The sequence below is a fragment of the Massilia sp. Root418 genome (genome assembly GCF_001425265.1).
GTDB lineage: Bacteria > Pseudomonadota > Gammaproteobacteria > Burkholderiales > Burkholderiaceae_D > Rugamonas.
In genome coordinates this window covers 262,444-275,825 of sequence record NZ_LMEC01000023.1, presented here as the reverse complement: position 1 = coordinate 275,825, position 13,382 = coordinate 262,444, and the positions used below count along the sequence as shown (strand labels likewise).

13 protein-coding genes are annotated in these 13,382 nt (G+C 66.2%); 6 read left to right on the top strand and 7 right to left on the bottom strand.

What is annotated here, in order from left to right:
* Both ASC94_RS24665 and ASC94_RS33035 read left to right on the top strand, forming a co-directional pair.
* Positions 1–1,986, top strand: a complete 1,986-nt coding sequence (locus tag ASC94_RS24665) for a CocE/NonD family hydrolase (protein WP_056402178.1) — start codon at positions 1–3, stop codon at positions 1,984–1,986.
* 43 nt (positions 1,987–2,029) lie between these two features.
* Positions 2,030–3,913 carry a methyl-accepting chemotaxis protein gene (locus ASC94_RS33035; protein ID WP_162251450.1) on the top strand — a complete coding sequence of 628 codons (1,884 nt, stop codon included), beginning with the start codon at positions 2,030–2,032 and terminating at the stop codon, positions 3,911–3,913.
* A 36-nt stretch (positions 3,914–3,949) separates the two neighbouring features.
* On the opposite strand, the gene infA is transcribed toward ASC94_RS33035, so the two are convergent.
* On the bottom strand, positions 3,950–4,213 hold the full coding sequence (infA, locus tag ASC94_RS24655; protein WP_056402172.1) for a translation initiation factor IF-1: 264 nt from the start codon (positions 4,211–4,213) through the stop codon (positions 3,950–3,952).
* A gap of 372 nt (positions 4,214–4,585) precedes the next feature.
* Between infA and ASC94_RS24650 the strand changes: the two genes are divergently transcribed.
* Positions 4,586–5,314 carry a hypothetical protein gene (locus ASC94_RS24650; protein ID WP_056402169.1) on the top strand — a complete coding sequence of 243 codons (729 nt, stop codon included), beginning with the start codon at positions 4,586–4,588 and terminating at the stop codon, positions 5,312–5,314.
* Positions 5,315–5,322: 8 nt separating this feature from the next.
* Here the strand turns inward: ASC94_RS24650 and ASC94_RS24645 are convergent, their stop codons facing one another.
* The 4 genes from ASC94_RS24645 to ASC94_RS24630 form a co-directional block, all read right to left on the bottom strand.
* Positions 5,323–6,660: an MBL fold metallo-hydrolase gene (locus tag ASC94_RS24645; RefSeq protein ID WP_056402166.1), complete on the bottom strand. Its 1,338-nt coding sequence runs from the start codon at positions 6,658–6,660 to the stop codon at positions 5,323–5,325.
* A gap of 9 nt (positions 6,661–6,669) precedes the next feature.
* Complete coding sequence (locus tag ASC94_RS24640; protein ID WP_082616815.1) at positions 6,670–7,656, bottom strand: PHB depolymerase family esterase; 987 nt, start codon at positions 7,654–7,656, stop codon at positions 6,670–6,672.
* A 52-nt stretch (positions 7,657–7,708) separates the two neighbouring features.
* The gene (locus ASC94_RS24635) at positions 7,709–8,017 is read right to left on the bottom strand and encodes a carboxymuconolactone decarboxylase family protein (RefSeq protein ID WP_229417393.1); all 309 of its coding nucleotides are present in this window, start codon (positions 8,015–8,017) and stop codon (positions 7,709–7,711) included.
* 129 nt (positions 8,018–8,146) lie between these two features.
* Positions 8,147–9,022 carry a LysR family transcriptional regulator gene (locus ASC94_RS24630; RefSeq protein WP_056402161.1) on the bottom strand — a complete coding sequence of 292 codons (876 nt, stop codon included), beginning with the start codon at positions 9,020–9,022 and terminating at the stop codon, positions 8,147–8,149.
* Positions 9,023–9,124: 102 nt separating this feature from the next.
* Between ASC94_RS24630 and ASC94_RS24625 the strand changes: the two genes are divergently transcribed.
* The gene (locus ASC94_RS24625) at positions 9,125–10,060 is read left to right on the top strand and encodes an NADP-dependent oxidoreductase (RefSeq protein WP_056402160.1); all 936 of its coding nucleotides are present in this window, start codon (positions 9,125–9,127) and stop codon (positions 10,058–10,060) included.
* Positions 10,061–10,104: 44 nt separating this feature from the next.
* Positions 10,105–10,974, top strand: a complete 870-nt coding sequence (locus ASC94_RS24620; RefSeq protein WP_056402156.1) for an NmrA family NAD(P)-binding protein — start codon at positions 10,105–10,107, stop codon at positions 10,972–10,974.
* Here ASC94_RS24620 and ASC94_RS24615 read toward each other — a convergent pair.
* Both ASC94_RS24615 and ASC94_RS24610 read right to left on the bottom strand, forming a co-directional pair.
* A complete protein-coding gene (locus ASC94_RS24615; RefSeq protein WP_056402153.1) occupies positions 10,935–12,224 on the bottom strand; it encodes a glycosyltransferase in 1,290 nt (429 codons plus the stop codon). The genes ASC94_RS24620 and ASC94_RS24615 overlap by 40 nt on opposite strands.
* A gap of 54 nt (positions 12,225–12,278) precedes the next feature.
* Complete coding sequence (locus ASC94_RS24610) at positions 12,279–12,773, bottom strand: DNA-deoxyinosine glycosylase (RefSeq protein WP_056402513.1); 495 nt, start codon at positions 12,771–12,773, stop codon at positions 12,279–12,281.
* A 134-nt stretch (positions 12,774–12,907) separates the two neighbouring features.
* On the opposite strand from ASC94_RS24610, the gene ASC94_RS24605 reads away from it, so the two are divergent.
* Positions 12,908–13,345, top strand: coding sequence for a DUF962 domain-containing protein (locus ASC94_RS24605; RefSeq protein WP_056402150.1), 438 nt, complete (start codon positions 12,908–12,910; stop codon positions 13,343–13,345).
* The last annotated feature ends 37 nt before the right edge of the window (positions 13,346–13,382 follow it).

Here is a 13,382-nt window from a genome sequence, read left to right as displayed (position 1 = left end):
ATGACTGCACTGCGCTCCCCTCTTTCCGCCCTGGCCATTGCCCTGCTGCTGGCCTTCCAGACCGCCCACGCCGCCGAGGCTGCGGCCCGTGCCACGCGCGAGGACGCTCCCGCTCCCGCCGCCGATACCTACTCGGTGCGCGAGCACTACACCAAGTACGAATACCGCATCCCCATGCGCGATGGCGTGCGCCTGTTCACCACGGTCTACGTGCCCAAGGATACGTCCAGACGCTATCCCTTCCTGATGCAGCGCACGCCCTACAGCGCGGGCGTGACGGTGGACGAGAAGCTGCGCTATGGCGTGGACTTCTACCCCAAGCACATCGGCCCCTCGCGCGAGTTTGAAACCAGCGGCTACATCTTCGTCAAGCAGGACGTGCGCGGACGCTTCATGTCGGAAGGCAAGTGGCAGGAAATGACGCCGCACGTCAACAGCCGGCGCCAGCCGGGCGAAGGCAACGAGAGCCAGGACATGTACGACACGGTGGAATGGCTGCTCAAGAACGTGCCCAACAATAACGGCAAGGTCGGCATCCACGGCATCTCCTATCCCGGCTTCTACACCTCGGCCAGCATCATCGATTCGCACCCGGCCATCAGGGCCGCCTCGCCGCAGGCGCCGGTCACCGACCTGTACATGGGAGACGATTCCTACCACGGCGGCGCCTTCATGCTGGCGGCGAACTTCGACTTCTATGCCGCCTTCACGGAAGAACAGAACCCCACGCCGCTGCCGGCCACCTGGAACGATTTCGACTACGGCGTAAGCGACGGCTATGACTTCTTCCTGAAGCACCGCACGCTGGAGAACATCGGCGCCACCATGACGGACAAGCAGCGCGCGCTGTTCTGGCCCAACGTGGCGCACAGCACCTACGACGCGTTCTGGCAGAGCCGCAACATCGCGCCGCACCTGAAGAACATCAAGGCTGCGGTGCTGACCGTGGGCGGCTGGTACGACGCGGAAGACCTGCAAGGCCCGTTCACCACCTACCAGTCCATCAAGCGCAACAACCCCGCCATCTACAACGGCCTGGTGATCGGCCCGTGGGTGCACGGCGGCTGGGCGGCCGACGAGGGCAAGCGCCTGGGCCACGTGCGCTTCGACGCGAAGACCTCGGACTACTTCCGCCAGCACATCCTGCTGCCCTTCTTCGAGCAGCACCTGAAGGATGCCAAGGATGCCAAGGCCGCGCCCAACGTGCGCGCCTTCGAGACCGGCAGCAACGTCTGGCGCAGCTACAGCACCTGGCCGCCGCAGCAGGCGAAGGCACGCACGCTGTACTTCGGCCCCAACGGCACCCTGAGCTGGCAGCAGCCGGCCGCCGCCGCGGCAAGCATCACCGGCGCGGGCTACGACGAATACGTGAGCGACCCGGCCAGGCCGGTGCCCTACATCGGCTACCCGGCCACCGGCGTGCCCAAGGAGTACATGGTGTCCGACCAGCGCTTCGCCGCCACGCGGCCGGACGTGCTGGTCTACCGCAGCGCGGTGCTGGAAGAGGACGTGACAGTGGCGGGCACCGTGTCGCCCCGGCTGTTCGTCTCCACCAGCGGCACCGACGCCGACTGGGTGGTCAAGCTGATCGACGTCTATCCGGACGACTATCCGAAACCGGAAGCCGCCAAGGACGAAGAACACGACGTCGGCGCGCCGCAGGTGAACATGGCGGGCTACCAGCAGCTGGTGCGCGGCAATCCCCTGCGCGGCAAATTCCGCCACAGCTTCGAGCAGGCCGAGCCTTTCGTGCCGGGCAAGGTGGAAGCGCTGAACTACAGCATCGGCGATGTCAACCACACCTTCCGGCGCGGCCACCGCATCATGGTGCAGGTGCAGAGCTCATGGTTCCCGCTGGTGGACCTGAACCCGCAGACGTTCATGGATATCCCGCGCGCCAAGCCGGAGGACTTCAAAAAAGCAACACAGCGGGTGTATCACGCGCCGGGCATGGCTTCCGGCATCGCGCTGCAAGTGCTACCCTGAACCACCGGCTGAACCACGGGCTGAACCACGCTGAGGAGGCAATGTGACCAGACTACTGAACAGCATGAAATTGTGGCAGCGCTTCGCACTGCTCGGCATGATGGGCATATTGCTGGTTCTCCCGCCTCTGGTTCTCTTCCTCGACAGCAGCAACAAAAACATCGACTACTCGGCCACCGAGCGCAGCGGGGTGGCGCCCAGCGAAGCCGCCATGCGCCTGCTGCAGCGGGTACAGCAGCACCGCGGCTTGTCGGCCGCGTTTGTCACCAGCGGCCAGCTGGCCGACCAGCGCAGCGCCAAGGCCGGCGAGGTGGACCGCACGCTGGCCGAAGTGGAAACCCTGCTCAAAGGCGACAGCCGCGCCACCGGCAAGCTGCTGGCGCAAGTGCGCAGCGACTGGCAGTCGCTGCAGGCGCGGGTGGCGTCACGCTCGCTGAGCACGGCGGACAGCTACCAGGCCCACACTGCGCTGTGCGAAGTGCTGCTGCTGTTGCTGGAGGGCGTGGCGGACCGCTACGGCCTGGCGCTGGACCCGGACGCCGACAGCTACTACCTGATGCGCGGCGTGCTGTTCGACCTGCCGCAGCTGGCCGAAAGCACCGGCCAGCTGCGCGCCAGGGGCGCCGGCATCCTGGCGGCGAAACAGATCGACATCGACGGCCGCGCCGCCATGTATGGCCTGCTGGCGCAGGAAAGGCTGGCCATCGACAGCGCCACCCGCTCCTTCCAGAAAAGCTACGACGCCAATGGCGCCGTCGAGCGCAAGCTGGGCGCCATGGTGGGCAAGGCCATGCAGATGGCGCAGGAAGCGTCGCAGCTGGCGCGCGAAAAAGTGGTGGCAGCCGCCGCCATCGAGTACCCGCCGCCCGACTACATCGCCTTCACCACGCGCGCCATCGATACCCAGTTCGAAGCGGTGTACGCCGGCCTGGGCCAGCTCGGTGCGCTGATCGACGACCGCATTGCGCAGCAGCGCCGGACCCGCAACCTGATGGGCGCCAGCGTGGCGGCCATTGCCCTGCTGGCCGGCCTGGTCGGCTGGGCCATCAGCCGCCACCTGATCCGCCAGCTGGGCGGCGAACCGGCCTACGTGAACGCGGTACTGCTGAAAGTGGCCGAGGGCGACCTGCAGCAGCGCATCGCGCTGGCGCCGCGCGATGCCGGCAGCATGGCGCGCTCGCTCAAGCTGATGGTGGAGCGCCTGGCCGACACGGTGAGCCGGGTACGCGAGGCGGCCGACGGCATCAGCGAGGCCGCCAACCAGACCAGCGCCACCGCCCAGTCGCTCAGCCAAAGCTCCAGCGAGCAGGCGGCCGGCGTGGAGCAGACCAGCGCCTCGGTGGAGCAGATGACGGCTTCGGTGCAGCAGAATTCGGCCAACGCCAGGGTGACGGCGGAGCTCGCGGGGGACGCCGCCAGCAAGGCACAGGCCGGCGGCGGCGCGGTGGCGGAAACGGCGGCGGCGATGCAGCAGATCGCCAAGCGCATCGCCATCATCGACGATATCGCCTACCAGACCAACCTGCTGGCGCTGAACGCAGCCATCGAGGCGGCGCGCGCGGGCGAGCATGGCAAGGGATTCGCGGTGGTGGCGGCGGAGGTGCGCAAGCTGGCCGAGCGCAGCCAGGTGGCGGCGCAGGAAATCGGCGAGACGGCGCACGCCAGCGTTGGCATGGCGGTGCAGGCGGGGGGATTGCTGGAGGAGATTGTGCCGGCCATCGGCAAGACGTCCAGCCTGGTGCAGGAAATCAGCGCCGCGTCGGACGAGCAGAGCACGGGCATCGGCCAGATCAACCAGGCCATGAGCCAGCTCGCCCAGTCGACGCAAACCAATGCCGCCTCGTCCGAGCAACTGGCGGCCACCGCCGAAGAGCTCAGCGCGCAGGCTGAAACGCTGCAGGAGCTGGTGGCCTTCTTCAAGGTGTGAAGCCGGGCGCGGCCTGAGGCCGGCCCGCAGGGCCGCCTAGCGGCGGCGCGGGAAGCCTTGCGCAGGCGCTGGGCCGCGTTTTTCGATGTGGCGGAAAATGATACGGCCCTTGCTCAGGTCGTACGGCGACAATTCCAGCGTCACCTTGTCACCCGCCAGGATGCGGATGTGGTTCTTCTGCATTTTGCCCGAGGTATAGGCGATCAGCTTGTGGCCGTTGTCCAGGTCTACGCGGAAACGCAGTTCCGGCAACGCTTCGGACACGACGCCACTCATTTCAATCAGTTCTTCTTTAGCCATGCATTTACTCCTGTGTGGGCGCTGCTGCGCCAATTCGGGGACCAACGGGGAGGACGGGAGGTGGGAAAAAAAAAGCCCGCTTGCTGCGGGCTTCGTTTCAATGTATTGCCAATAATGCTACAATCGCTGCTTGGCCCGTGCTATCTGCGCGGTGCCGGAGCTTCGGACGCCCATGCTATCTGCGTGGTGCCTCCAATGTGTAAACCGACTATCGTATCTTGAACTACAATCCCCATCCGACTTGAGTGCTTCGCAGCTTTACACACGCGGCATTGCTCGTCTCCCAGGGCTCGGCGGGGTTCAGAACTCCACCGAAGACGCAAGTGTAACACACATTTGTGCGCCGCACAAAACTATTTCGCAGAAAGAATTATGAGTACGAGCAGCGCAACGCCAGACCTGCCTTTCCGGGCCACCACCGCCGAAGCCTGCGCCTGGCTGGAACAGCAGACCGCCACGCCCTGGACACTGGCGCGGCTGATCGAGCAAGGGCTCACGCCCTATGTGTGGCTGGACTACGACGCGGCCTATCCCGAGCTGTTCGGCGACGCCAACGGCGGCTACGCGGCGCCCATCTTCTACGAGGGCGACACGCAGCGCCTGGCGGCCGGCAGCGAGGACGTGCTGATCACCATCACCAAGGACGCCTATAAGATCGTCACGCGCCTGCCAGAGCCGGGCTTCCGGCGCGCGCTGCACGAACTGCGCTTCCTGAAGAAGGAAGTGGAAAAGCTGGCCGGGCGCATCAAGCACGAAGCCGAAGAAGCGGCCAGGCCGCCCAAGGTGGACACTGCGCGCGAATCGCAGTCCGGCATCCCCAAGGCCGAGGTGCTGGCCGCGTTCGGGCGGCTGGCCAGGCTGGACCTGGACAAGGCGCTGGACGACGCCATCGGCATCTTCGGCGACGACGGCGCGCGCGTGAAAGCCAGCGCCAGGAAGTCCAAGCGCAACGCAGTGTGGAACCCGGTGACCCTGGCGCTCGGCCTGCACGACGTGTACGGCGTGCCGATCGGCTCCCTGAAACGCGCCTTCAAGTCGCACGATTTCCTGTACGACTGGAACGGCGACTGGGAGCGGTCGCTGGCCTTGCTGGGCAAATAGCAGGCGGGTCAGCGCGCCAGCAGGCGGCGCAGCTGGGCGGCCTGGTAGGCGCCGAAAGTGTCGCTGAACAGGCAGCGGATCAAGGGGTCGTCAACTACGTCGGCCTCGGCCAAATCACCTTCGGTGGCGGGGTCGAACACCGCGTCGTTGATGCGCATGTACATCGACGTCAGCGACTCGCCCAGCGCCAGCGCGCCGTACAGCTTGGCGGCGGGGATTTCCGTGGTCCAGCCCAGCGGCGCGTCGCTGCCGTCCGCAAGCGCGGCCGCGCCGCCCTCAAGCCGGTAGCGGAACTGCGTGCCCTGCCCCGCATGGTCATAGACCGTGAGCTGCCAGTAGCGCGGCTGATCGAAGTAGCCGGAGGACGCTTCCACATCGCCATACTTTGCCGGCAGGCCCGCGCGGCAGTAATCCAGCACGCGCGCGGTCTGTTCGGGCGTGAGCGGCGCGAAATGGCGCGCGATGTCGGCGGTGCGCGGCGGCGCGGCGTTGCCTTCATACTGGTAGTCCACCTCCTGCTCGCCCACCGGCACAATCCAGGGCAGCGGCGGCGCGGCGTGCAGGCCGTCCGCGTCCAGCCGCACCGACACCGAAGGATTTAGCCGCACCACCTGCGCCTGGGGCAGCGCCTCGCTTACCTCCCGCGTGAACTGGCTGTAGCTGATCGGGAAGAAGGCGCGGTTGTACCAGGACCAGGGCTCCTGCAGGAACTGGCAGGAACTCGGCACCACGTAGCGCGGATTGAGCACCTTGAGCTGCGCGACCCACTCCTCCGGCAGCGCCGGCGGCGCGGCGGCGGAGCGCGAAGGCTGCAGCACTTCGATCTCGCGCATGGTCTGGAAAGGCCACAGCACCATGTCCCACGGGCCTGCCTGCGCAAGCTGGGCCAGCGTGCCGTCGTCGATCCAGGAGTCGACCACGTTGAGCACATTCATGCCGGCCGCCTTCACCTGGAACATGGAATCCACATCCGCATCCATGGCCTCGCGCGGGATCACCTCGAACGGCCCCACCTGCACCGGCACGTTCAGCTGCAGCTGCCGCACATTGCTGAAGCCGAGCTGGCGCACCATGTCGAACAGCTCCTCGAAAATGCAGTAGATGTACAGCGGCGTGGCGCGGTCCAGCAGGTCCAGGCTCTCCAGCGAGCAGTGGTCGTCGTGGAAGTGCGAGATGAAGACGGCCGCGAACCGCTGGCGGCGGATCTGTTCGTGGTCGAAGCGCACGTCCGGGAAGGCGTGGCAATTGCGGCTGAAGGGATTCTCGAAGATCGTGTCGAAAGCGATCTGCGTCCCCTCGCACTCAAACACATAGCCCGCGTGCAGTATTCTCGAAATAGTCAGCATGCCCGCATTCTACAGCCCCACGCCAGGGCCGGCGCGGCGCTTGTCCTTGAAGAAGGACCAGGCCTCTTCCGCCCAGTCCACGTCGCGGTTGCTGTCGCCGAGCACCTTGCGCAGCAGCCACGGCAGCGGCTCCGCCCTGGAAGGCGGCGCGTGCCCGCCGCCGTCTATCCTGAGCAGTTCGACCTGCACACCCTGGGGGTCATTTCCCCACACGATGCGGGTGGCCGAAGTCGGATCGGACTGCTGCAGGTGCGGGAACTGGTAGCGCGACGGCGCGTCCGGCAGTTGCGCCAGCGCGCGCCATAGCTCGACCGAGGCGTCGACGCTGACGCCGGAGCCCCGCCCTTTCAAGCCCCAGCCGCCCACCTGGCCTCCGGCATACGGCGCGATCTGGTCTTGCGTGCCGTGCATGAGCAGGACCGGCAAGGGGTGCGCCGGCTGGCGGCAGCGGCTTTGCGCCGGCATCAAGGCGCTTTGCACGCCGATGGCGGCCAGCCTGGCGCCGCTTTCGATAGCCAGCCGGTAAGCCATGCCGCCGCCGTTGGAGCTGCCGAATACGTAGATGCGCTGCGGGTCCGCGCCCAGCTCCTTGACTGCCGCGTCCATCAGCGCCGAGATGAATCCCACGTCGTCCGATGTGGCATTGCTGGGGGCGTCGCCGCGGCAATCGTTCCACGCGTTCTTGCCGTCGCTGCCTTTCAGCCCGGCGGGCGCCAGCAGCAGGATATGCTCGCGTTCCGCCAACGCCATCCAGGACCGCGAGCGGTATCCCGCAAACATGTCGCGCCCCAGCATCCAGGCCGCAGAGGAGCCGTGCCCGTGCAGCAGGATGACCGTCGGCCGCAATTCCCTGCCCGCGCCGCCCGGCTGCGCGACGAGATACTGCCGTGGTCCTTCGGGACGCTCCAGCGTGCGGTCTTCCACCGTGGGGCCGCACACGGCGTCCCTGGCGAAAAGAGCGGGCAGGATCAATGCGATAGCACGTCGGAGCGTCATGGCGGTCTGCTGGTCTTATTGGAGCGCAAAGAATACCAGCAAAGCCGCTTCGCTAGCGGGGCGACGGCGCTTCGTCAAAGAGCCGCAATGCGAGCAGGCCGTGGCCGACAGCCGCGCCGGCGCGCAGGGCGGAGGCGATGAATACCACTTCGGCGATTTCCTCGCGCGTCGCCCCTGCCCTGGCGGCATTCTTCGCGTGCGCATCGATGCAGTAGGAGCACTGCGTGGTCAGCGCCACCGCGATGGAAATCAATTCGCGGTATTTCTCGGGGATGGCGCCATCGGCACGTTCGGCGGCCGCCTTCAGCCCGAGAAACGCCTTCGCCTCCACCGGCGCCAGGTGGATGAGCTCTTTCGCCATGGACAAGTCTTCTGGGCTCTGGTATCCGGACATATCTTTTCCTTTCGTTGACAGGGTCTGCCAACAAGAGGGCCCGGAGGCACGAAAGGATTCGCGCGTTTGAAAATATTTTTTTAAGCGGGATGTCTGCTATCCCTTGAGTACCAGAGACAAGTCCGGATACCTGGCGCACATGAAATCGACAAAGGCGCGCACCTTGGGCGCGGCAAGGCGCCTCGACGTGTGCAAGACCCAGAGCTCAGCCTCCGCATCCGATGCCGTGCCCCATTGGACCAGCTCACCGCGCGAGAGCTGGCTCCACGCAATGGACTGCGGGATGAGCGCTGCGCCGCCGCCGGCGATAGCGGCATCCCGTATCATCAGGAATGACGAGAACCACAGCCGGGGCACAGGTTCCAGGACCAGCTGCCCGCCGTCGAGGTTCCACTGGGTGGGCTGAAAAGCCGGCGACACGATGGCCGGAACCTGCCGGGTTGCGCCCGGCAATGGCTTGGGAATGCCGGGCGCCGCCACCACCACCAGCCGGTCCTTGGCGAAGCAGCGGCCGACCAGGCTGCTGTCCGGACTCGGGTTGATGCGGATGGCGGCATCGAACTGCTCCTCCGCGAGGTCCACCACCCTATCCTCCGCGACCACTTCGATGACGACTTCCGGGTAGGCCGCGCAGAATTCCGCGCCGATGCGCCCCATGGCCAGCTGCGAGAACAGGACGGGAGCCGCTACACGCAAGCGCCCGCGCGGCGTCGAGACGCCATCGCGGGCAGCCGTCATCGCCTCGGCCACCTCGCCCAGCGGCCCTTCGGTCCGCGCCAGCAGCATGCGGCCGGCCTCGGTGAGTACCAGGCCGCGCGCGCTGCGCTCGACCAGCCTCACGCCCATTTGCTCCTCCAGTTCGGAAACGTGGCGCGACAAGGTGGCTTTGGAGATGCCGCTCGCACGGCTTGCCTTTCCGAGCCCCTGGCTGGAGGCGACGAGTGTGAAGTCGAGCAAGGCGTTCAGGTTCATGGTGTTCCAGTTTTGAAACGAAGTGTCCGGATTCTGGCATCTTCCGCCAAACCCTGCAACAGCATATCTTGTCTTCATCGAAACCCAATACGGAGAAATGACATGAACACCACGCAACGCGCAGTACTGATCCGGGCATACGGCGGCGCCGCCGCGGCAGAATTGGCCGGGATCCATAAGCCGGAGCCAGGCCAGGGCCAGGTGCTGGTCCGGGTTCAAGCCGCCGGCGTGAACGGCATCGACTGGAAAGTGCGGGAAGGCATGGTGCGGGACGCCTTCCCGCTGCCGCTGCCCATCGTGCTGGGCGCCGAACTGGCCGGCGTGGTCGAAGCGGTCGGCCCCGGGGTTTCCCGCTTCCGCGCCGGCGACCGGGTGATGGGCACGGTGGGAGGCCTGGGCGCCTACGCTGACTTCGTGCTGGTCAGCGCCGCCATCCTGGCCCGCACGCCGGAAGGCCTGGACCATGTCCAGGCAGCGGCAATGCCCGTGGCGGCGGTGGCAGCCTGGAAAAGCCTGCACCATGCGGGACCGGTGCGTGCCGGCCAGCGCATCCTGATCCACGGCGCGGCGGGCGGCCTGGGAGGCTATGCAGTGCAGTATGCCAAGCGGGCAGGCGCCGAGGTCTACGCCACCGCAGCCACGGCGGACCTCGACTACGTGCGCAGCCTCGGCGCCGACCATGTCATCGACTATCAATCCCAGCGTTTTGAAGACCTGGTGCGGGACATCGACCTGGTGCTCGACTACGTGGGCGGGGAAGTACTGGACCGCTCGTGGCAAGTACTGGCGCGGGACGGCGCCATCGTCGGCACATCGTCGCCCGACATCCTGGCGCGCACGCCGGCGAATCGCCGTGGCCTCTGGTTTATCAACCAGCCCGACCCCGAACTGCTGGAAACGCTGGCAGCGGAAGTCGCCGCCGGCACGCTCCAGTCCAGGGTTAGCGAGGTAGTCGGTTTCCTCGATATCCCAGGGGCGATCGAACGCAATCGCACCGTGCCCCGGGCCGGAAAAGTGGTTGCGGATTTCGCCCGCTGATCACGCTGTTTTATCCGACGTTCTATCAACTTCAGGAGATTCAAATGAGCATACTCGTCACCGGCGCCACCGGCACCATTGGTTCACTCATCACCCAGCGCCTTGCCGACGCGGGCGCCGACGTTCAAGCCCTGGTGCGCCAGCGCGGCAAGCGGGACTTTCCGGCCGGCGTCACCGAAGTGGTCGCCGACCTCACCGATGTGCCGTCGATGCGCGCCGCGCTGGCGCCGGTGCGCACCCTGTTCCTGCTCAACGCCGTCACGCCCGACGAGGTGACCCAGGCCCTCGTCACGCTGAACCTTGCGCGCGAGGCCGGCATCGAGCGCATCGTCTACCTGTCGGTGATCCACGCCGACAAGTTCACCAATGTTCCGCACTTCACCGGCAAGCATACGGTGGAGCGCATGATCGACAGCCTGGACATGCCGGCGACCATCCTGCGCCCCGCCTACTTCATGCAAAACGACCTGATGGTCCAGCAGGCGATCGAAGGCTACGGGCTGTACCCGATGCCGATTGGATCGGCGGGCACCGCGATGATCGATGCGCGCGACATCGCCGATATCGCCGTCGCAGAACTGCTGCGGCGCGACCGGGCACCTTCGCCGCTGGCGCGCGTCACGCTGGACCTGGCCGGTCCGGAAGCGCTGACCGGCGCCGCCGTCGCAAAAATCTGGAGCGCCGCCCTGGACCGCGAGATTGCCTACGGCGGCGACGACGTAGCGGCGTTCGAGAAGAACCTGAGCACCTACGGCCCGGCCTGGCTGGCGTACGACATGCGCCTCATGATGACCGGCATCCAGCAATTCGGCATGCAGGCGGCTGCAGGAACGGTGGCGCGGCTGGAAGCCATCGCCGGGCACCCGCTGCGCACCTATGAAGCCTTCGTGCGCGAGGCGGTGGCCAGGCCCTGAACGGCGCCGATGCAGCGCACCGCCTCGGCCACACCGTTTTCCCGGCGCATGGCGGCGCCGGCTGTGCGCGCGCGCTCCGTCATGGCGGGATGGGCGAGCAGTTGCCGGATTCGCTGCGCGATGGCCTCCGAGGTGGCGCTGCGCCGCTTGACCGGCTTGCCGGCCAGGCCCATGCGCCGCAACTCGCTGCCCCAGTGCTCCTGCTCACTGATGTTGGCTACCACAATCGATGGCTTGCCAGCCAGCGTGGCCGATTGCGTCGTTCCCGCGCCGCCATGGTGCAGCACGGCGAAGCAATGCGGGAACACCAGATGATGCGGCGATGCGCCGATATACAGGATCTGGTCATTCGAGGCGAAGCCGCAGGCTTCCCAGGCATCGCACTGGATGATGGCGCGGCAGTTGGCCAGCTTGGCCGCCTCGGTAAGCAGGCGCAGTGCCGCCGCCTGGGCGGGCAAGTCCTTGGGCATCCAGCTGCCAAAGGTCATGAAAACGGGGGCTTCGCCGGCGGCCAGGAATGCCGGCAGCGCGGCGGGCAGCACGCCCTCGGATGCGCAGTTGGGGCGGTCGAGAAAGCCGCAGACCTGGATGGTATCCGGCCAGTCCGGCTGCCGCTCGCAGATCTGCGGACTCACGGCCACCAGGCTGAGACAGCGCGACAGCCACACCTCCGAGACCATGTCGCGCATGGGCTGCATGCCGAGTTGGCGCCGCAAGCGGTCGGGATAATGCCTGAGCGTGCGGTTCATCATGGCCCGCGTCAGCCACCAGAGGAAGCGGTTGCCCGGCTTGCCAAGCAGGGCCAGGCCGAGCGGATGCTGGTGCGCGCTGGGAATGGCGGCATGCGTCAGCAGCACGCTCACATAGGGCAGGCCAGCATGCTCGGCGGCGATCTGCAGCGGGTGCACGAAGTAGTGCCCTATCAGCAGGTCGGACTCGGCGCATAGGCGCTGGGCGGCTTCGAACATGGCGTCCTCGCAGGGGGCGAATGCCAGCCGGACCAGGGCAGCCATCTGCTTCATCGGATCGCGGATGCGGTAAGCGGTCTGCGCCACTTGCTCGGCTTGTGCGGCGCTGAAGTCCAGGGGACTGATCACGGTGATCTTCGCGCCCTGCGCGGAGCGCACGCCGGCAAAGGCATCCCTTTGTATACTGGTGATCACCAGATGCACCGCGTGCCCGGCTGCCTGCAAGCCATCGGCCAGGGCCAGAAACGGCCGGATGTCGCCGTGCGAGCCCCAAGTCAGCATGCCTATCTTCATGACGGCCTTTCCCCAAGATGTCAAAAGAGCAAGCGGATCATATCAGAACCCGCGCAGCGCCAGCCATAGCCGCGATTTTTCGGCATATGGCATGGTGTGCGCCGGACTGCTCGACGGTAGCTGGACGATGCGATAGCGGGCTGCGTGCGGGCCCAGCACTTTCAGGCCCAGCCTGGCTGCCGTGCCGCCATTGAAGGCAATGGTCGTCAGGTCCGGCAAGTTGGCGATCAGGGCGAGCAGATCGTTGTCGTTGCGGTCGCGGATGCTGCTGTCCAGGCTGCCAGGGCGATGCGCTTCGGCAACCACGTCCCACAACCCGACCCGCAGCGCCAGCAAGGCGTCAAGGCGCGCAGCGTAGTCGAGCGGCACCAGGTCGACACTTGTCACATCGGACATCAAGTACCAGAAGCGGTTTTGCCGGTTGCCGTAATACTCCTGCAGCGCCAGCGATTTTTCTCCCGGCAAGCTCCCAAGCACGAGCAAGCGCGTGCGCGCGTCCACCACCGGGTCGAAACAGCGCTTTCTCGCCAGGCGCATCTGCGCGCCGGCCGGGGCCAAGCCGGGCGGTGCCGGGGTTTCTTGTTTGTTCGTCATGGCTTCATGGCATGGCTGGCTTCCAGTGTAGAATCGGACGGTCGTACTGAACAATATCTATGCTGGAGATGCTAAGCATGAGTGAACCCCGTCCCATCGATGTGCTGCTGGCAAAGTATAGCGAAAGCCACTTGAACCACACCAACGAGATCATCCATTTCGTGTGCGTGCCCGCCATCGTGTTCTCCCTGCTGGGCCTGATCTGGAGCCTGCAGCCCATGGCGGCGCTGGGCGTGGTGCTGCTGTCGCTGGCCTATTACGTGCGCCTGTCGATCCCGTTCGCGGCCGGCATGCTGGTGATGTCGCTGCTGATGCTGGGCGTGCTGTCGGTGCTGCCGCCGCCGGTCATCCTGCCGCTGTCCATCGGCGTCTTCGTGCTGGCCTGGATCGGCCAGTTCATCGGCCATAAGATCGAGGGCAAGAAGCCGTCCTTCTTCGACGACGTGCGTTTTCTGCTGATCGGCCCCCTGTTCGTGCTCAGTTTCCTGTACCGCAAGCTCAAGCTGGCCTACTGACATAGCTCCCGAATAGCTCTCAAGCAAGCGGCGGGGA